The sequence below is a fragment of the Rhodococcus sp. 14-1411-2a genome, assembly GCF_002259485.1.
Classification (GTDB): domain Bacteria; phylum Actinomycetota; class Actinomycetes; order Mycobacteriales; family Mycobacteriaceae; genus Rhodococcoides.
Map to the genome: position 1 here is coordinate 538237 of NZ_NPGA01000009.1, position 19096 is coordinate 557332.

Here is a 19096-nt window from a genome sequence, read left to right on the forward strand (position 1 = left end):
ACATCAACCTGGTAGGTGTCATCGGCGGTGGCACCATGGGTGCCGGCATCGCCGAAATGTGTGCTCGCTCCGGCAGTTCCGTACTGATCCTGGAGACGAGCCAGGCGACGGCCGACGCCGCAGAGGCCCGCCTCGACAAATCCTTCGCTCGTGCCGTGAAGTCCGGTCGCATCGAAGCCGACGCGGCCGAGAAGGCCCGTGCTGCAATCGCGTTGACGCTCGATATCAACGACTTCGCGGACCGCGATCTCGTGGTGGAGGCAGCACCGGAGATCGAGTCGCTCAAGCTGGACCTGTTCGGCAAGCTCGATTCCATCGTCAAGCCCGAGGGAATCCTGGCCACGAACACCTCGTCGATCCCGGTCATCAAGATGGCCAACGCGACCAAGCGTCCCGACAAGGTCGTCGGCGTGCACTTCTTCAACCCGGTGCCGGTACTGCCGTTGGTGGAGATCGTCGTCAGCCTGCTCACCAGCGAGGAGACCGTCGCAGCGGTGACGGACTACGCCGGAAACACGCTGGGCAAGAAGACGATTCGCGCCGGGGATCGCGCCGGATTCATCGTCAACGCACTGCTCATCCCGTACATGGTCTCGGCCATCCGCATGCTCGAGTCCGGCTTCGCCAGCGCCGAGGACATCGACGAGGGCATGGTCAACGGTTGCGCACACCCCATGGGCCCGTTGCGTCTGACCGACACCGTCGGCCTCGACGTCACCCTCGCGGTCGCCGAGTCGCTGTACGCGGAGTTCCGCGAACCGCACTATGCGCCGCCGCCGCTGCTGCAGCGCATGGTGGACGCCGGGATGCTGGGTCGCAAAACCGGTAAGGGTTTCTACTCGTATTCGTAGTAGTCCCTTCGCCCCTTCTGGATCAATGTGGCATTCAGCTTCTTGGAGAAGCTGAATGCCACATTCATCCGGCAGGGAGGCGCACACTGGAGCCGTTCCACAACTCTGGGAGGCTCCATGAACATCGATCTCGACGGCCGCACCGCTTTGATTTCCGGCTCCAGTCAGGGCATCGGATTCGCGATTGCCACCGAATTGGCCCGCGCCGGTGCGCGCGTGGTCCTCAACGGCCGCAGCGAGTCGGCGCTGGATTCGGCCGAGGAACAGTTGCTGACGGCAGTGCCGGGTGCGCGGGTGATCGTCGTTGCTGCCGATCTCGCGACGGCCGACGGGGTCGAGACGTTGCTCGCCAAGGTGCCGGTGGTCGACATTCTGGTGAACAACCTCGGCATCTTCGGAGCAAAACCCGCTCTCGACATCGACGACGACGAATGGCGACGCTATTTCGAGGTGAATGTGCTCTCGGCAATCCGGCTGATCCGCACGTATCTGCCGGCGATGACCGAGGCGGGCTGGGGCCGAATCCAGAATATCTGCAGCGATTCCGCAGTCGTGATTCCCGAGGAGATGATCCACTACGGAATGACGAAGACCGCCCTGCTCGCAGTGACCCGTGGATTCGCGAAAGCTGCTGCAGGAAGCGGAGTTACGGTCAATTCCGTGATCGTGGGTCCCACCCACACCGAGGGCGTCGAGAAGTTCGTCGGCGAACTCGTCGGCGACGACCTCCCCTGGGACGAGGCGCAGGCGCAATTCATGAAGGAGCACAGGCCACAATCGCTCATCGGACGTTTGATCGAGCCGAGGGAGATCGGCAACATGATCGTCTACCTGAGCTCCGAGCAGGCCTCTGCGACCACCGGTGGCGCTCTACGAGTCGACGGCGGCTACGTCGACGCGATTCTGCCCTGAGTTTTTCGCAGAGCGGTCCGGTCGGTCACAGTTTGTGGCCGACCGCTTCGGGGCATGCGTGAAATACACGGAATCAAGCAGAGGTTCTTCACGCATTTGACCGTATTCGGAGACGATTCCACAGTGAGCGATCAGTACACCTTCACCAACCCCGTCACGCAGTACCGCCAGGACGGCTTCCCGGAGCAGCACCAGGATCCGCCCGGCCTGGCCGCAGATCTTCAGCCCCTCGCCGACCACGGGGAGCAGACGTACCGCGGATCCGGACGCCTCACCGGCCGCAAGGCCTTGATCACCGGGGCCGATTCCGGAATCGGACGAGCAGCAGCCATTGCCATCGCACGCGAGGGCGCCGACGTGGTTCTCAATTACCTACCCGCAGAAGAGAAGGACGCGCAGGAGGTTGCGCAGTTGATCCGCGACGCCGGCCGCACCGCGGTCCTGGCACCGGCAGATCTCACCGACGAGCAGGCCGCGCGCGGCATCGTGCGCACTGCCGTCGACGAGCTCGGTGGCCTCGACCTGCTGATCAACGTCGCAGGTAAGCAGCAGTTCGTCGAAGATCTGGCCGACTTGACGTCCGAGCAATTCGATCAGACGTTCAAAACCAACGTCTACGCACTGTTCTGGATCATCCAGGAAGCGGTGCCGCACATGCCCGCCGGCTCGACCATCGTCAACACCAGCTCGATCCAGGCATACACACCGTCACCCGGACTGGTGGACTACGCGACAACGAAGATGGCCATCAACACCATCAGCAAGGCCCTCGCACAGCAGTTGGCGCCGAAGGGAATCCGCGTCAATGTCGTTGCGCCGGGACCGTTCTGGACACCGCTGCAGGCAGCCGGCGGCCAGCCGACTTCGGCACTGCCGGAATTCGGCAAGGAAACACCGCTCGGACGCGCAGGACAGCCCGCCGAGATCGCCGGTGCGTACGTCTACCTGTCGTCGGCCGAATCGGGTTACGTCACCGGCGACACACTGAACGTCAACGGTGGTATGCCGACGCCGTAGATCGTCACCCGTATTGAGTGAATGGACCATTCACACCCGTCTGGGCTGGTGAATGGTCCATTCACGCGTTCAGGAGAGGTCAGTCCTTCGGCCCACCGGCGGCGTAGACGACCTGACCCGAGATGAAGCCCGCACCCTCGCTGACGAAGAACGACGCCAGGTGCGCGATGTCATCGGGATGTCCGACGCGATTGACCGGAATCTGCGACGCAGCAGCGGCTTTGAAGTCCTCGAACGGCATCCCGACGCGTTCTGCGGTGGCTGCCGTCATCTCCGTCTCGATGAATCCCGGGGCGATGGCGTTGGCGGTGACGCCGAACTTGCCGAGTTCGATGGCCAGGGTCTTGGTGAAGCCCTGCATGCCGGCCTTGGCTGCGGAGTAGTTGGCCTGTCCGCGGTTGCCGAGGGCAGACGTGCTCGACAGGTTGACGATGCGTCCCCACTTGGCGTCGATCATGTGCTTCTGGACCGCGCGGGTCATCAGGAACGATCCGCGCAGGTGTACGCCGAGAACGGAATCCCAGTCCTGCACCGTCATCTTGAACAGCAGGTTGTCGCGAGTGATGCCCGCGTTGTTGATCAGTACGGTCGGCGCACCGAATTCGCTTGCAATGCGATCGACGGCGGTCTGCACCGATTCCTCGTCGGCAACGTTGGCACCGATGGCCACTGCCTGCCCGCCTGCCGACTGAATCGCTCCGACGGTGTCGCTGCACGCGGCCTCGTCGAGGTCGACCACGGCAACTCCGAAACCGTCCTTGGCCAGCCGCTTGGCTACCGCAGCACCGATTCCTCGCGCACTACCGGTGACAATGGCCGTCTTGATCTGATCACTCACGAATATCTCCCTTACGACGCCGAACTCGATAACTGTCCTCTGTTTCTATCAACACCGACAATGCGATCAGTACGCAGCCACCGCTCCGTCGAGTGCCTTCTGCATTCCCTCTGCCACCACCCGGGTGATGTCGATCGGCTTCTCGGGCAAATCGGTGATGGGCGTGTCGATGTAGACGCTGGCCTGCTTCACCTTCGGCGCACCGGGACCGTAGCTCAGACCGATACAGATCAGCACCGGCTCGACCCCGAGTTTGCGCGCCCGCATCGCGATGTGGCCGATGCCGCTGCCGACGTGCTGCACCGTCGTCGGATCCTCGAGATTACAGGTTCCCTCGGGGAACACCGCCAGATCGTCGCCTCGCTTCATCCGCTCGGCACTGACGTCCATCATGCGGTTGCCCGCGGCGCTGACGGCCCGCATGCCGTGATTCTTGCCGCGGAAGACGGGGATACCGCCCATCATGTCGATTCGCTTGCGCTGCTTGGGTTCCTGGAACAGCTCGTCCTTGGCCAGCACCCGAGTGCGACCGATGACCGGACGCAGCGGCGACGCCCATGCCGCCGCTGCGAGGGTGTACGGATCGTTCTCGGTCAGATGATTGACCGCGATGAGCAGACGCGTGTTGTCGTAGACGAGACGACGCAACTCCTCACGGGCACCGTCGGGATACGACACCCTCGGGCGGAATCGCCTGGCCAGGGTCGCATAAGCCAACCTCGCGACCTGACGATTCTGCTGATGACGCAGATAGAAGTCGTACACGGTCACATCGTTTTCGAGAATTACCGCAGGCCGATCCATGAGCCGAGCTTAGCCTCACACCCGCGAGGAACCCATAGCCCGGATACCGACGGTAAGTCCGACCGCAGCGGTAGCCACGGCCGCGACAACACCGGCCGTCACCGTCGAACTCGTGAAGTCTCCCGCGAACAGTGCACGTTCGGCATCGACCAGGTACCCGAGCGGGTTGATGTTCACCAGGAACTGCATCCATCCCGGGGCAGTGGTGAGCGGCAGCATCGTGCCCGACAGGATGAGCAGTGGGAACATCAGAGTCTGCTGTATCGACCAGAACACCCAATCCTGTCCGCGCACAGCCAAAGCCAGCGTGTAGGACAACGCGCCGAGCCCGACACCGAACACGCCCAGCAGCACGATGCCCACGACCGCACCGATCGGATTCACGGACAGGCCGAGTGGCAACGCGACCAGGATGATCAAGACGGCCTGAGCAGCCAGCGGCACCATCTCCTTGAACGCGCGCCCGACGAGCAGCGCCGATCGCGGCAACGGGGTCACCGACATCCGTTCGTGAGACCCCTGCTGCAACTCCGCCAACAAATTCGAGCCCGTCATGGAGGTTCCAAAAATGGTGATCATCGCGAGGACCCCCGGAACGAACCAGTCCCAGACGCTTCCGTCCCCGAGGCCGGGCACCTCGGTGAGCAGTGGGCCGAACAGTGCGAGCAGGATCAACGGTTGGATGAGACTGAAGATGACGGTGAACGGATCGCGGACCATCGGCCGCAGCTCACGGCCCATCACCAAAGCGCTTCCTGACAGTACGTTCATCGGAGTTCCCTTGCCGTGCCTGCGGTTTCGAGGGATGCGTTGCCCGCCGCGGCGGTTTCACGAAGACTGCGGCCGGTGAGGCCGAGGAACACATCGTCGAGGGTCGGTCTCGTCGTATCCGCCGTGAGCACCCTGATGCCGTGGGAGTCGCTGAGCCGCATCAGATCCGGGAGCACCACCTCGGCGCGCTCGACCCGGATGTTCAGTCGCGAACCCGCCACCGTCACGTCCCTGACACCGGCCACACCGTCGAGCAGCGGGACCAACGCCGACGCGTCGGACACGGTGAGGACGATCAGATCACCTGCCAGTTCCGATTTCAGTGCGGTGGCGGTGTCGTCGGCGATGACGGTGCCGCGATCGACGACGATCACCCGCTCGGCCATCGAATCGGCCTCGTCGAGATAGTGCGTGGTGAGCACGATGGTGGTGCCCATCTCTCGCCTCAGCCGCAGAATGTGGTCCCACAGGTTCGCCCGGCTCTGCGGGTCCATGCCGGTGGTCGGTTCGTCGAGAAACAGCAACGGCGGCCGATGCACCAGACCCAGTGCGATGTCGAGTCGTCGACGCTACCCGCCGGACAGCGTCGACACGGTACGAGTCGCGAGCTCGCCGAGTTCGAGTGCCTCGATCAATTCGTCTGCGCGACTGCCTGATCGGCGACGCGTCATGCCGTAGCACTGCCCTTGCACCACCAGCTCGTCCCGGACGCGCTGATTGTGGCCCGCACCGTTGCCCTGACCCACGTAGCCCAGGCTGCGGCGGACTCGATCCCGGTCTTTGCCCACGTCGAATCCGGCGATGCGGGCCGATCCCGACGTCGGTGCCAGCAACGTGGTCAGCATCCGCAGAGTGGTCGACTTGCCTGCCCCGTTGGGGCCGAGCAGAGCCACCAGCTCTCCCTCACCGATCGTCAGATCGATGCCGCGTACCGCCTCGACGGTCTTCTTGCCTTGCTGAAAAGTCTTGGTCAATCCCGAAGTTTCGATCATCTGTGACGCCCCTCGTCGTAGCGGTGAATCCCTACGACGGAGACGGTAGAAACGATCGCGGTCAGCTTCGGTCCGCGATGCCAGTGCGGCGGTCGATCAACCGAAGACGGGGAACTTCCGTTTGCGGGCCAGGGCGTCCATCCCGGACTGAATGCTCGCGCGCACCTCGTTGTACTTGGCGTCGACGTACGCCTCGTCCTCGCACCGCGCCGGGTCGTGGTCCAGTTCGACCGGCGGCATGAATCGAGTGCGAATCTTCGCGGGCAACGGAATCTGCGGTAACGCCGCGGGCGCAATGATCCACGGCAGCGAGATCGCGATCGGAAAGACCTTCAACCGCGCAATCTTGTCCAGCTTCAACGCTTTCGACAGCTTGTCGCCGCGAATGAGCACCGGCATCGCGTCGGCCCCACCCACCGTCGCCACCGGCACGATGGGCACACCCATCCGAATGGCGAGCTTGATGAAGCCGGTTCGGCCACCGAGGGTCGCCTCGTCCCGTTTGCTCCAGGGCCGCAACGAATCGACCTCGCCGCCCGGCCACACGATGACGTCCCGGCCCTCGGCCAGCGCCGTCGACATCGAGTCCGGTGCCGCGGGAAGCACCCCCATGGATCGAAAAACCTTTCCGATCAAGGGGAACGCCATCAAGGCATCGTGCGCGGTACCGTGCAGGATGCGTCTCTCACCGAAGTGCCGCCACCACTGAGCGCCGACGGTCCACGCGTCCCAGACGAACGGCGCACCCGAGTGCACGCCGACCACCAGCACCGGCGACTCCGGAATGGTCTCCCAACCGTCGATCTCCATCCGGAAGTAGCGGTCCATCACCCCGTTCCAGAGTCGTTGCTGCCGGTCCATCGCCACGGTGTTCTGATCGTCGAGGTCCCAGCCGCCTGCGCGTTCGGCAACCACCGCTCCGAGGCCCCCGGACGACTTCTCCCGACGCTCTTTCATCTTCAGACGCGCCGCCGCGGCGTACCGCTGCGCTTGCTCGCGCAGCTGCTCCTTCGTCGGTTCTTCGGAGCCGTCCCCACCCAGTACGTGATCCCCATCACTCATACCCGCACGGTACTCCACCCGTCCGAAGCCGACTCACAACCAGCGCTCGTAACCCCGCGCGACGTCCCGAGTGTCCGTTATGGTCAGAATTCGAGCCGAGCGAACGAGGTATACCGATGGATCCGATCGAACCGGCATACGGAACGACAGCTCTGCTGCTGATCGCCGCCGCAGCCGTTGCAATCCTGCTTTTCCTCATCATGAAGGTGAAACTGCACGCCTTCGTCTCCCTGGTCCTGGTCAGCGCGGTCACCGCCGTCGCGGCCGGAATCCCGCTGGCGGACGTGCCGTCGGCCCTGCTCTCGGGCTTCAGTTCCACGCTCGGCTCGGTGGCGCTGCTCGTCGCCCTCGGCGTGATGGTCGGCAGACTGCTCGAAATCACCGGTGGTGCACAGGTATTGGCCGATACCCTGATCAACCGATTCGGGGCCAAACGCGCACCTCTGGCGCTCGGTGTCGCCGCACTCATCTTCGGCTTCCCCATCTTCTTCGACGCGGGCCTCGTCGTCTTCCTGCCGATCATCTTCACCGTCGCCAAACGTTTCGGCGGATCGGTGCTGCTGTATGCCCTCCCGACCGCAGGCGCATTTGCCGCGATGCACGCCATCGTTCCCCCGCACCCCGGTCCGGTCGCTGCCACCGAACTCCTCGGCGGCGACATCGGATCGGTACTGCTCGTCGGCGTTCCCGTTGCCGTCGTCTCCTGGTTCGTCGGCTCGTACCTCGTCGGTACCCAGCTCGGTAAGCGGTTCCACACCTTGCCTGCAGATCTCTTCTCCGACGGCGCTGCCAACTCCGAGGAGCACGACAAGGAAATGGCCGCGCTGCGCGATCCGGCTCCGAAGTTCGGTGCGGTGCTGTTCATTCTGCTGACGCCTCTGGTGTTGATCTCTCTCAACACCGTCGTCAACACACTGACCACGTCGGGTGTGCTGACCGGAGACGAGACCTGGGCCGCAGCGCTGACGCTCATCGGTCAGACACCGATCGCGCTGCTCATCACGCTGCTGCTGGCTCTGTTCATCCTCGCGCCGGGACGCTTCCCGGTGGCCGACGGTGCCAAGTACATGGATCAGGCGCTCGGGCCCATCTGCTCGATCATCCTGATCACCGGTGCCGGCGGCATGTTCGGTGGCGTGCTCCGGGCCAGCGGCATCGGGCAGTCGCTCACCTCCTCGCTGTCCGGCCTCGGACTGCCGATCCTGCTGCAGGCCTTCCTGATCGCCACCGCGCTACGCGTCGCCCAGGGTTCGGCCACCGTCGCTCTCACCACGACCGCCGGACTGATCTCGGTGCAGGTGGCCGAATTGGATCTGAGCAACTTCAAGATCGCGCTGTTGGTGTTCGCCCTGGCCGCCGGAGCCACCGTGCTCTCCCACGTCAACGACTCCGGCTTCTGGCTCGTCAGCCGCTTCTTCGGCATGGACGAGAAGACGACCCTCAAGACCTGGACCGTCATGGAAACGACACTGGGACTGGCGATCTTCGCCCTGGCATCGCTGCTGTGGGTGGTGTTCTAGCGGGGTGGACTGCCTCGATTGACGAGTCCGAGCAAGATCGAAGGGGCAAGCCTCGACCCGAGGATCGACACTCGGCCCAGTCCGATGGCTATCTCGTCGCGGCCACTGTCGAGTCCGGCCATCGTCTTGTCGAGGAACCTCTCCAACGGCATCGCCATCGGCGGCGCGTTGTCCATGCTGCGGTGCAACGGTGTGTCGACTACCGGCGGGACGAGTTCGACGACCTGAACGGTGGTTCGGCGCAGTTGATGCCGAAGACTGACGGTGAACGAATGCACGGCTGCCTTGGTCGCGGAGTACACGGGAGCGCCGGTCAGCGGAACGAAGCCGAGGCCGGAGCCCACGTGCACCACCCTCGCGCGAGGAGCACGGCGCAGGAGGGGCAGCGCTGCCGAGGTGACGTTGACGAGGCCGGTGAAATTGGTGGCGATCTCGTCGGCGATCTCGGCACTCGCCGGCTGCTCCTGCGCCGAGAAGTCCAGTGGGCGTTGGACTCCGGCATTGTTGATCAGGGTCGTCAGATGCGGAATCGACGCGGCGATCTCCGCTATCGCGCGGCCCACGGATTCCGGGTCGCAGACGTCCATGACGATCGGCGTCATGCCGGGGTGCTCCGCGGCCATCGCACTCAGGCGCACGCTGTCGCGACCGGTGACGACGACGTGGGCCCCACGAGCGTGGAACCGGGTGGCGAGTCCGGCACCGATGCCCGACGTCGCGCCGGTGATGAGAACCACGTCGTCGTCGAAGGACCCCGGGTGTGACCTTCCGCGTCCGATCATGCGAGCGACCCGGCAACGATCTGCCAGGCCAGAGCAGATTTCGCGGCGAGGCTGAGTACGAGGTAGACGAACTCGCCGAATGCGTAGTCCTTCCACGGCCCGATCCTTCGGTACTGCAGCCATTGGTTGGCCGCGAAGCTCATGAAGAAGACGAACAGCGAGAAGAAGATTCCGTAGACGAACCCGGGTACCTCCGAAGCCCCGACGAGGTTCACGGTGATCGCTACCCAGGGTGCGGCACCGGCGACACAGCCGAACCAGAACGCGGTGAGGTCCGGTCGCTGTCCAAGTTGGTTGAAGCGCTCCTGGAGCCAGCCGAACAGGATCATCGCGACGTTGGCACCCACGATCGCGATCAGCGCGCTGATCTGCGTGATGCCGGCATACAGCGCGATGAGGACCACCATGATCGTGGCGCTGACGCTGTACTCGAGCCATCGAAACGGGTTGATACCGCGAGAGAGGTTGCGTTCGTACGACTTTCGTAGTGGAACCCCGGTGACGAAGTGATCCACCGCCGCCAGTGCGAGGAAGACGGCGACCGCGATACCGATGGGAACCGCGAACGCTTCCTGCGCTTGCGGGACCACCGTTCCCGGCGGTCCCGCGGGGTAGGCGGTGGTCACATCGATGGCGAAGTCGGATGCGATGACGAGCACCGCGATGGCCTGAACAGCGTGCAGCGCGGACAGCGAGAGGTTCCAGATGCGGAGTCGCCTCAGCCTGTCCGGAGACAGAGGATGCTCGGTCGCGACGGCCGGGCGCGGAGTGCGTGCCATGACCGTTAGCCTTACAGGTTGTAAGGCTGCTGACAAGGAGTGGTGGGGAGAACGCTGTGAAGACGGACGACGAGCTGTCCGCTCGCCAAAGGATCATGCTCGCCGCGATCGAATTGGCCGGCCAGCAGGGGACCGGGCGCATGACGATGTCCGCGGTAGCCGCGCGTGCGAAGGTGTCCCGACCTACTCTGTACAGCTACTTTCCGGACGTGCCTCGGATTCTGGAAGCCTGGGTCGAGCAGGAAGTGGTGCGCGTCGAGGCGCGGCTTCAGGACGTGTTGGACCGGGGCGCAGGGTCGGATCCGATGACGGTGCTGGGTGACTACATCGACCTGCAGTTGAACTATTTCGTCGAATCTCAGACGAGGGCCCTGCTCACGACGGCCGCACTGGGATCGCCGCCGCAGGCCGTCACCGGACACATCGAACGGTTCCGCGCAGATGTACACGGGCTGCTGTCGGTTCTGGGCAGGCAAGGACGTCTTCGGGCCGATGTGGACGTCGAGATGCTGGCCGGGCTTGTCATCGCGGGGATCACCTCGATGACCTCTCACGTGCTGCAGGAACAGCTATCGCCTACCGAGGCGCGACGCCGATTGCTGGACATCATCTTTCGAGGATCGCTTCGCTCGTGACGGCCGGTTACCCCGGCTGTCGGTCCCGCCTGGGTTGCCATCGAGCTGCGCGCTCGCCGATCGAAGCGAGCCGAGCCGTCTCGTGCACTCGAGAGGCTCGGGTCTCGGGCCGCTTGGCGGTCACGATCCACTCCAGAATCCCGCGACGCGCGGACGGCGGAAACTGGCTCCAATTGCTCTCCGCATCAACGTGTTCGGCGAAGGCGGCGGCCAGGTCCTCGGGAACGATCAGATCCTCGACCTCGTCGAGAACGGTCCATGCTCCGTTGGCCACGGCAGCCTCGACGGCCCGCTCCCCTGCGGGAAGCATCAGGCCTGCTTCACGGAGGGCCTCGATACGGATCTTGTTCGGACGGGACCACGCGCTCGTGGGTTTGCGGGGCGAGAAATACAACATGGTTCGCTCGTCGTCCAGCTTGCGGGGTCGACTGTCCACCCACCCCACCGCGAGCGCTTCCGCGACGGCGTCGTCGTAGCTGATCGCCGGTTTTCCAGTGGCCTTCTTCCACGACACCAGCCACGCCGATTCCGCAGTTCCGTGATGGGCGGACAGCCACGTCCGCCACTGCGCACGTGTCTGGGCATGCACTCTCGGTGCGTCGTCCATGACGGCCATGCGTATCCCTTCGTTCGTCGGGACCAGTCCAACGCTCGACTCACTCGTCCACTTCGAAGACGCATCCCCCGGATGGAAGCTCCAGGACGATGACGTCGTGATCTTCTCCGGTGACGATCGCGGTGTAGACCACCTCCGATCCATCCATCGACACCCACCAGTTCATGTTGGCACCGCGCACACGCGGCACCTGCCGATATAACGCTCGGGCGTCCTCCACAACGGCCGACGGATGCAGCCTCCGAGCAGTCTCGATGACGATGCGGCGGACATTGTCGAGATCGATCAGGTCGTCGTCGGCCGAGAGCTGCGATGGGCGAAAATCGATGAGCGGGAATGGCACTCGCACGACTGGCAGAGTAGCCGCGTATGCCATCGATCCCTCCGATAGCGCGGGGTCACGCCAATGGAGCACGCCCTCCACGAACGTGGGCGTCACGTCGTCGTAGATCGCCGATCCGGTCTCGACGCTGCGGTGCACCGCTGCGATGTACTCGGTCAGGGAGTCGAACCAGGGCGCGCCTTGGTCTGCGGAATCGTACGAGAAACTGCGGATACAGCCTTGCCGAGCACCCGGGCGCGTGTCGACGTAAAGTGTGCTGCCTGAACCGTCTTCGCCGATCGGAACATATGCCGGGACGAACATCTCGGCCGTCTCACCTGCCTCCTGAGCAAGCACTTCGGCCGGCCAGTCCTCACCCAGATCGTCGATCGGATGCAGATTTTCGAGACTGAACCGGTGCCGATCCACAGCTCGGTCGAGCGAGCAGAGAGTGAAGTCCGGCAGCACGGAGCCGACCGGCACGTACTCCTCGCCGTAGGTTTCGTGCTGCCCGTCGTGCAGTCCGTAGAACTCGCGCAACTCGTCCGTCCACGGGGTCGTCGCACGTTCCGCAGACTCTCGCTCATCCGATGTCCGTGGGGGTCGAATCGAGGCGGCGGTGACGGGCGCACGGTCACGGAGCGTTGCCAAGTATGCCGCCCATACTTCGGTGAGGTTCACGACTCGAACCTAACGGGTCTCGATCTGCGTGGGGGTTCGATGCGAGTCTCCGTTCCGCAAAGATCGTTCGTTTATGCTGCGATCGTGGGCGAATTTTCCCTCAGCGGTGTGTCTACGATGCGAGGTAATCGTGAGTGATCGCATTCGATTCGACGGAGTGCTCGAACCGTTGACGTGGGGCAAGAACACGTATGCCATCGTCCGAGTCCCGGCAGAATTGGTCGAGGCTGCGAAGCGATGGCCGACGCGCCGGATCGACGGTTCGATCGACGGCCTCAGCCTCAACTTGGGACTGAACAAGGCTGATGCAGATGTGATGCCCGGGTCCTTCGTCTATGTCGGTGCGGGCCTTCAGCGCCGATTGGGCGTCCACATCGGTGATCTGTTGTCGTGCGAGTTCGAGCCGGCCGACCCCGATCTGGTGCCGGTTCCGAAAGACCTCGAGGAGGCGATGGAGAACGCACAGTGCACAGCGGCCTGGGAGCGCAAGCGCGCGAGCGAACGGCGCCAATTGTTGATGCCGATCGACAACGCGGCGCGCGAGCAGACCCGCGCAGATCGGGTGGCCCGACTGGTGAGGATGTTGACCGACAATTCGTAGACCGGTAGGACCACCCGGCTTCCCGTCACTGCACCGGCATCAGAATTCGCCACGCCCCCAACGCCAGTGAGCCGACGGTGACGAGCAGGAACAGGCCGACCCAGACGATGCCGGGGAGGAAGGTCAACCGAGCCAGCTGATCGGCGTCGGAGTCCCTGGCCCGTCCTGCGCTGCGTGATTTCTGCAGTTCGAGAACGGGACGCGGACCGGCGATCAGCAGGAAGAACGTGATGAAGTACGCCGCCGCGACCTGTTGCTCTCCGGTGCCCCACCAGGACACGACGAACAGGGCAGCGCCGACGACGACGAGTGAGAGCAGCCCGTAGATGTTGCGAATCATCAACAGCATCAACGCAATCGACACGACGCCGATCCACAACACCGCGACTGCATGCTGGGTTCCGAGCACGAACGCGGCGCCGAGACCGAGCAGCGACGGCCCCACGTAGCCGGCGAAGGTCATCGCGATGACGCCGAGGCCGGTGGGCTTGCCCTTCGAGATAGCGACGCCCGAGGTGTCGGAGTGCAGTCGCAGGCCCATCAGCTGTCGGCCGGTGATCAGCGCAACGAACAGGTGCGCACCCTCGTGCGCGATGGTCACGACGTTGCGGGCGATGCGCCAGGTCTGCGGCAGTACCACGATGACAAGAGCGGCCAGCGCGGCAACTTGGACGATCCACACCGGCGGATCAGGACTCACCGCGGAAATGCGGTCCCAGAATTCGTTCACACCCCAGTATGCGGCAACGCCGAAGCACCGCAGGACCACAAAGAACTTTGTGATCATTGGTTACCTATGGGTGACGGCGGTCACGGCCGTGGGTCAAGATGAACGCACGATGACGAATCCACCGAGCTCGATGACGCGACGGCGCGCGCTGGCGTGTCTGGCGACGTTGCCGATGGCATTCTCGGCCGGTTGTACCGGTTTCGGTCGGTCGACGACTCCGTCGGATCTACGGATGCTCATCCCCAACACTCCGGGCGGCGGTTACGACGTGACTGCCAGAACCGCGTCGCGCATTCTCGAGAAGCACGGCCTGACCGGGCCCATCGAGAAGTTCAACGTCATCGGCGGTGGCGGTTCCGTCGCGCTGGCCAGGCTCGTTCGTGAGGCAGGCAACAGTGCGTTGATCGGCATGGTCGGGGTGGGTGTTGTCGGAGTCGCGCAGGTGGCCGAGGCACCTTGGGGACTGTCGGACGCCACCGCACTTGCACGGCTGGTGGACGAACCGGAAGCTCTCGTCGTTCGATCGGGCTCTCCGATGCCGTCGTTGAATGGCTTCCTCGACGCCTGGCGTCGCGGACCGCAGCAGGTGGTCGTCGGCGTGGGCTCTGCGTTGGGCGGGCCCGATCACCTGTTCACCGTGGAGTTGGCCCGTGCAGCCGACATCGACACCGAGGCCCTGAACCTGGTGACGTTCGACGGTGCCGGCGATCTCCTCGCGGCAGTACTCGACGGCACTGTGGACGTGGGCGTGGCAGGAGCGGGTGAGTACATCGATCAAGTCGACAGTGGTTCGCTTCGCATCCTCGCAGTATCGAAGGCACCGGACGCACGGTCCCGCGGTGTCACCGCCGCGTACGACGCCCCGACACTCACCGAGTCCGGTATCCCGCTCGAATTCACCAATTGGCGCGGATTCGTAGCTCCACCCGGCATTTCGGACTCGGCCCGGAACGGCTTGGTCGACGCGCTGACCCGTATGCGCGACACGGACGAATGGCAGGCCGCGATGCCTCTGCGCGGATGGACCGACTCGTTCCTCACTGGGGATGATTTCTCGGAATTCATTGCGGCAGAAGATATTCGAGTAAGAACCACCTTGGCCGAATTCGGCATCACCCGGTAACAACCACCCCGAACTGCCGATCGAGGTCGGCGTCCAACAGTGCACTGCGAGGCTTCGCCGTGCGCTGATCGAATCACGGAAGGACATCTCGTGGACGACTGGGTCCAAACCCTTTCCACAACGGCGCTGCTGTCGATCGCCGGCATCGCCATCGCGGTACTACTGCTGATGATCATCAAGCTGAAGGTACATCCGCTTCTGGCACTTGTGATCGTCTCTCTCGGAACGGCTTTCGCTGCGCGCATTCCGATCTCGGAGATCCAGGACGTACTGATCGACGGATTCGGTACCACCCTCGGTGAAGTTGCACTTCTCGTGGGATTGGGTGCCATGTTCGGCCGGCTCGCCGAGATCAGCGGCGGAGCACAGGCGCTGTCCAGTGCGCTCGTCCGAAAGTTCGGCGACAAGCGCGCCCCGTTCGCGCTGGGAGTCGCGTCGCTGCTGTTCGGGTTCCCGATCTTCTTCGACGCCGCTTTCATGGTGATGCTCCCCATCATCTTCGGCGTGGCTCGGCGGCTCGGCGGAAGCGTCCTGCTGTACGCCCTGCCCGCTGCAGCGGCACTGTCGACCATGCACGTGTTTCTGCCGCCGCACCCAGGTGCCGTCGCATCGACCATCCTGTTGGGCGGCGACGTCGGACTGACGATCCTGATCGGCATCCTCGTGGCAGTGCCCACCTGGTTCATCGCCGGGCATCTGTACGGCACCTTCATCGGCAAGCGGATCTATCTCCCGGTGCCGGATCTGCTGAGCGGTGGCCCGCAGGTGGAGACGGTGGAGAACCCTCCCAAGCCGGGTGTGATCATCGCGCTGCTCATGCTCCCGCTGCTGCTCATCTTCGCCAACACGGCGCTCACAACAGCGGCCAGAACCGGCAGCCTCGACGAGAACTCGCCGCTGGTCACCGTCCCGCAGGTCATCGGATCCACTCCCGTCGCCCTGCTCATCACGGTCATGGTCTCGATCTATGTGCTCGCACTTCGTCGCGGCCGCACGGCCACATTCGTGGAGGATCTGCTCGACAACGCGCTCAAGCCGATCGCTCCCGTCGTACTCATCACCGGGGCCGGCGGGATGTTCGGCGCGGTGTTGCTCGCCAGCGGCATCGGTGACGCCCTCGCCGAGACGCTTCGCGACCTGGGTCTTCCGCTCATCGTCTCCACCTTCGCCGTCGCAGCCATCCTGCGCATCGCCCTCGGCACTGCCACCGTGGCCATCACCACGTCGGCCGGGCTCCTCGGTGCTTCGATCATGGCAGCGGGGCTGAATCCGGTGCAGACGGTCGCGATGATCCTCGCCCTCGCTGCAGGGTCGTCGATCTTCCCCCACGTCAACGACGCCAGCTTCTGGCTCATCGGCAAGCTTCTGGGTATGGACGTCCCGACGACGTTCAAGACGTGGAGTGTCATCAAGACCCTGATCTCGCTCGTCGGGTTCGCCTTGTCGTCGGTCGTGTACGTCCTGGCGTCGATCTGACTCCGTACTCGACACGGTCGGAGGGGGTTGCAGGCATCATGAGGCACATGCGACGACGACCGGCACCGCGCAGCCTGGCAGGCCAGGTTCTGCTGTTGCAGCTGGTCGTCGTCGCCGTGGTCCTGGTCGCGGTAGCAGGCGTCTCGGTGCACCAGGCCGGTGTGGAATTCCGCGACACCCAGGGCGGACGCCTCCTCGCCGTTGCCGAGAACCTCGCCTCGACTCCTGTTGTCCGCGAACAGGTTGCATCCGTCGAAGCAGACAAGGTCTTGGCACCGGAGGTGGACCGGGCCGTCGACCTGTCCGGGGCATCCGTCGCCGACGTCGTCGTGTTGGACGCGACCGACGTGGGCAGATCCGTGATCGTCGCTTCCTCCGTTCCGGATCGCGTCGGGATCGCCGGGGAACTCGGTGCGAGTGATGCCGAGGACGGACGGGCCTGGACCGGCGATGTCCGGGTCGACGGACAAGAATCGATCTCGGGTCACGTCCCGGTTCTCGCGCCGACAGGCGAGGTTCTGGCCGTTGTTGCCGTCAGCTCGACGTACCCGTCCACCTGGCGCCTCGTCGCCGATGCCGGGGCACCGCTGCTGTTGTATCTCGGACTCGGAGCAGTCCTCGGGCTCATCGGTTCCTTGCTGCTCTCTCGACGTATCAAGACCCACACACGCGGGCTGGAGGTCGAGGAGATCGCCAGTCTCGCTGATCATCGAGAAGCGTTGCTGCACAGCATCGGTGAGGGTGTGATTGCAGTCAACACGGAGGGTGTGATCACGGTCCTCAACGACAGCGCCTCCGAACTCCTCGGCCTGACCGAGCATGCGTCCGGTGCAGCCACGGTGATCGGCCACAGTATTCACGAGGTTCCCTTGGATCCAGTTGTCCGCCGGTACCTGATCGACGCTCAGGACAGCGGCGATGTGGTGCTCCCGACGGCGACGAGAATGCTGGTGCTCAGTCGGCGGTCGGCCTCGAGCAGGGGCCGACGTATCGGTACGGTCACCACCATGCGTGACAGCACCGAGCTGGCTCGGCTGCAGAGTCAGCTGTCCTCCCACAAGTCGGTCACCGACACATTGCGTGCGCAGACTCATGAATTCGCCAACCAGTTGCACACCATTTCGGGTCTGACTCAACTCGGCGACCACGACGCAGTGACGGACTTCGTCGGTGCACTGACACGCCGTCGAGCAGAAATCAGTGACGCCGTCACCCGAAGTATCTCCGACCCGGCCGTCGCGGCATTGTTGATCGCGAAGACATCGTTGGCTGCCGAGACCGGTGTTGCGCTGGAACTGAATCCGACCTCTCGGCTGCAGACCTTGGATCCCATGCTCGCCACCGACATCATCACCGTGCTCGGCAACCTGATCGACAACGCCGTGGATGCGTCGACCGGAAGCACGGGTGCCCGCGTCGTGGTCGACATCGATGATTCCGACGGCATCGAGATGCAGGTCGCCGATTCCGGACCAGGTGTTCCCGACAGCATGCGCGCCGAAATCTTCTCGCGCGGCGTCACATCGAAGACGGAGACACCCGGAGGGCGAGGCATCGGACTCGCGCTCGTCCGGATCGTCAGCACCCAGCATGGTGGCACCGCCGAGGTCGACGATGCTCCGGGAACCGGCGGTGCACGATTCACCGTGCGTATTCCGTACGACCACGAATCACCGCGACACGGGAACGCGCGTGGCAGGCGTCGGAAGTGACGGACAGATGAGTGAATCGGACCGCACCTACGAGGTCCTCGTCGTCGACGACGATTTCATGGTTGCAGACATACACCGACGATTCGTCGATGCCACCCCTGGTTTTCGCACCGTCGGCGTGGTTCACACCGCGGCAGATGCGGTCGCTGCAGTCCGCACGCTTGCACCCGATCTGGTGCTTCTCGACGTCCACCTCCCGGACCGCTCGGGACTCGACGCGCTGCAACGTCTGCGCAGCGAAGGTAACGGCGTGGCAGTCGTCGTCGTCACCGCAGCCCGAGAGCTGGACACCGTGCGCCGTGCGCTGCACGGTGGAGCCGCCGACTATCTGGTGAAGCCGTTCGAGTACCCACAGCTACTGGAAAAACTAGGAAACTTCCGCCGACGAGCTCGTGCGCTGTCGAGCTCGAAAGGCATGAACCAGTCGGTGATCGACTCGCTGTTCGGGGCACCGAGTCCGTCCGCGGGCCCGAGCCTGCCGAAGGGGCTGAGCCAGGAAACCGGGTCGCTCGTGCTACGGACAGTTCGCGAGGGCGGCGAGGTATCGGCCAGTGAATGCGCAGACCTCGCCGGTCTCTCGCGGGTGAGCGCGCGGCGATACCTGGAGCACTATGCCTCTACGGGGGTCCTCACGGTCCGACTCGAATACGGCCGCGCCGGAAGGCCGGTACACCGATACCGAGCAACCGACTCGACCTGAACAGCGGCTTCGCCGCAGGCACTAGGACGCGCGTGCTTCGGCCTTCGCGCGTTCGCGGGCGAGGGACCGATCACGCATCTCCTCGAACTTGGTGGCCTGCCGCTCGAGGTCTTCGAGGAATGCGGCGAGTTCTTCGCGCTTGTTCTCACCGCGTGCGGTGAAGTCGTTGCGC

19 protein-coding genes and 2 pseudogenes are annotated in these 19096 nt (G+C 64.2%); 10 read left to right on the top strand and 11 right to left on the bottom strand.

Translation table 11 applies throughout. The features are described 5' to 3' along the window. Positions 1-2: 2 nt before the first annotated feature. The 3 genes from CH291_RS08080 (at position 3) to CH291_RS08090 (ending at position 2780) form a co-directional block, all read left to right on the top strand. Positions 3-851, top strand: coding sequence for a 3-hydroxybutyryl-CoA dehydrogenase (locus CH291_RS08080; RefSeq protein WP_269454870.1), 849 nt, complete (start codon positions 3-5; stop codon positions 849-851). A 117-nt stretch (positions 852-968) separates the two neighbouring features. Then, positions 969-1763 carry an SDR family NAD(P)-dependent oxidoreductase gene (locus CH291_RS08085; protein WP_094687170.1) on the top strand — a complete coding sequence of 265 codons (795 nt, stop codon included), beginning with the start codon at positions 969-971 and terminating at the stop codon, positions 1761-1763. A 123-nt stretch (positions 1764-1886) separates the two neighbouring features. Then, positions 1887-2780 (top strand): glucose 1-dehydrogenase, encoded by an 894-nt coding sequence (locus tag CH291_RS08090; RefSeq protein ID WP_068048953.1) that lies wholly within the window; start codon positions 1887-1889, stop codon positions 2778-2780. Positions 2781-2859: 79 nt separating this feature from the next. Here the strand turns inward: CH291_RS08090 and fabG are convergent, their stop codons facing one another. The 5 genes and pseudogenes from fabG to CH291_RS08115 form a co-directional block, all read right to left on the bottom strand. After that, positions 2860-3618 (bottom strand): 3-oxoacyl-ACP reductase FabG, encoded by a 759-nt coding sequence (gene fabG / locus CH291_RS08095; protein ID WP_068048880.1) that lies wholly within the window; start codon positions 3616-3618, stop codon positions 2860-2862. 66 nt (positions 3619-3684) lie between these two features. Further along, complete coding sequence (locus tag CH291_RS08100) at positions 3685-4422, bottom strand: lysophospholipid acyltransferase family protein (protein ID WP_068048876.1); 738 nt, start codon at positions 4420-4422, stop codon at positions 3685-3687. Positions 4423-4437: 15 nt separating this feature from the next. Next, positions 4438-5193: an ABC transporter permease gene (locus CH291_RS08105; protein ID WP_094687119.1), complete on the bottom strand. Its 756-nt coding sequence runs from the start codon at positions 5191-5193 to the stop codon at positions 4438-4440. Beyond that, positions 5190-6185 (bottom strand): annotated as a pseudogene (locus tag CH291_RS08110) (ATP-binding cassette domain-containing protein). The gene CH291_RS08105 and the pseudogene CH291_RS08110 overlap by 4 nt, the downstream one beginning before the upstream one ends. Before the next feature lie 96 nt (positions 6186-6281). Next, on the bottom strand, positions 6282-7247 hold the full coding sequence (locus CH291_RS08115; RefSeq protein ID WP_094687120.1) for a lysophospholipid acyltransferase family protein: 966 nt from the start codon (positions 7245-7247) through the stop codon (positions 6282-6284). 116 nt (positions 7248-7363) lie between these two features. On the opposite strand from CH291_RS08115, the gene CH291_RS08120 reads away from it, so the two are divergent. Next, positions 7364-8767 carry a GntP family permease gene (locus CH291_RS08120; protein ID WP_094640457.1) on the top strand — a complete coding sequence of 468 codons (1404 nt, stop codon included), beginning with the start codon at positions 7364-7366 and terminating at the stop codon, positions 8765-8767. Here the strand turns inward: CH291_RS08120 and CH291_RS08125 are convergent. Both CH291_RS08125 and heR read right to left on the bottom strand, forming a co-directional pair. Beyond that, positions 8764-9549 (bottom strand): SDR family oxidoreductase, encoded by a 786-nt coding sequence (locus tag CH291_RS08125; protein ID WP_094687121.1) that lies wholly within the window; start codon positions 9547-9549, stop codon positions 8764-8766. The genes CH291_RS08120 and CH291_RS08125 overlap by 4 nt on opposite strands. After that, positions 9546-10328 (bottom strand): heliorhodopsin HeR, encoded by a 783-nt coding sequence (heR, locus tag CH291_RS08130; protein ID WP_094687122.1) that lies wholly within the window; start codon positions 10326-10328, stop codon positions 9546-9548. Before heR ends, CH291_RS08125 begins: the two co-directional genes overlap by 4 nt. Positions 10329-10384: 56 nt before the next feature. Between heR and CH291_RS08135 the strand changes: the two genes are divergently transcribed. Beyond that, positions 10385-10963 (top strand): TetR/AcrR family transcriptional regulator, encoded by a 579-nt coding sequence (locus CH291_RS08135; protein WP_094687123.1) that lies wholly within the window; start codon positions 10385-10387, stop codon positions 10961-10963. Between the two features lie 7 nt (positions 10964-10970). On the opposite strand, the gene CH291_RS08140 is transcribed toward CH291_RS08135, so the two are convergent. Together CH291_RS08140 and CH291_RS08145 are read right to left on the bottom strand one after the other, a co-directional pair. After that, on the bottom strand, positions 10971-11579 hold the full coding sequence (locus CH291_RS08140; RefSeq protein ID WP_094687124.1) for a YdeI/OmpD-associated family protein: 609 nt from the start codon (positions 11577-11579) through the stop codon (positions 10971-10973). Between the two features lie 40 nt (positions 11580-11619). Continuing rightward, on the bottom strand, positions 11620-12582 hold the full coding sequence (locus CH291_RS08145) for an SMI1/KNR4 family protein (protein WP_094687125.1): 963 nt from the start codon (positions 12580-12582) through the stop codon (positions 11620-11622). A 130-nt stretch (positions 12583-12712) separates the two neighbouring features. Here CH291_RS08145 and CH291_RS08150 point away from each other — a divergent pair, with 130 nt between their 5' ends. Further along, positions 12713-13183, top strand: coding sequence for a YdeI/OmpD-associated family protein (locus tag CH291_RS08150; RefSeq protein WP_068048844.1), 471 nt, complete (start codon positions 12713-12715; stop codon positions 13181-13183). Between the two features lie 25 nt (positions 13184-13208). Here CH291_RS08150 and CH291_RS08155 read toward each other — a convergent pair whose 3' ends face one another. After that, complete coding sequence (locus CH291_RS08155; RefSeq protein WP_094640494.1) at positions 13209-13913, bottom strand: M50 family metallopeptidase; 705 nt, start codon at positions 13911-13913, stop codon at positions 13209-13211. A gap of 109 nt (positions 13914-14022) precedes the next feature. Here CH291_RS08155 and CH291_RS08160 point away from each other — a divergent pair, with 109 nt between their 5' ends. The 4 genes from CH291_RS08160 to CH291_RS08175 all read left to right on the top strand — a co-directional run bounded on the left by CH291_RS08160 (position 14023) and on the right by CH291_RS08175 (position 18924). After that, positions 14023-15036 carry a Bug family tripartite tricarboxylate transporter substrate binding protein gene (locus CH291_RS08160; RefSeq protein ID WP_256980767.1) on the top strand — a complete coding sequence of 338 codons (1014 nt, stop codon included), beginning with the start codon at positions 14023-14025 and terminating at the stop codon, positions 15034-15036. A 90-nt stretch (positions 15037-15126) separates the two neighbouring features. Continuing rightward, the gene (locus CH291_RS08165; protein ID WP_094640452.1) at positions 15127-16512 is read left to right on the top strand and encodes a GntP family permease; all 1386 of its coding nucleotides are present in this window, start codon (positions 15127-15129) and stop codon (positions 16510-16512) included. Positions 16513-16559: 47 nt separating this feature from the next. Then, positions 16560-18224 (top strand): sensor histidine kinase, encoded by a 1665-nt coding sequence (locus CH291_RS08170; protein WP_373455115.1) that lies wholly within the window; start codon positions 16560-16562, stop codon positions 18222-18224. A 7-nt stretch (positions 18225-18231) separates the two neighbouring features. Next, positions 18232-18924 (top strand): response regulator, encoded by a 693-nt coding sequence (locus CH291_RS08175; protein ID WP_068048841.1) that lies wholly within the window; start codon positions 18232-18234, stop codon positions 18922-18924. 21 nt (positions 18925-18945) lie between these two features. Here the strand turns inward: CH291_RS08175 and CH291_RS27130 are convergent. Further along, positions 18946-19096: pseudogene (locus CH291_RS27130) on the bottom strand (acyl-ACP desaturase); the annotation flags it as partial.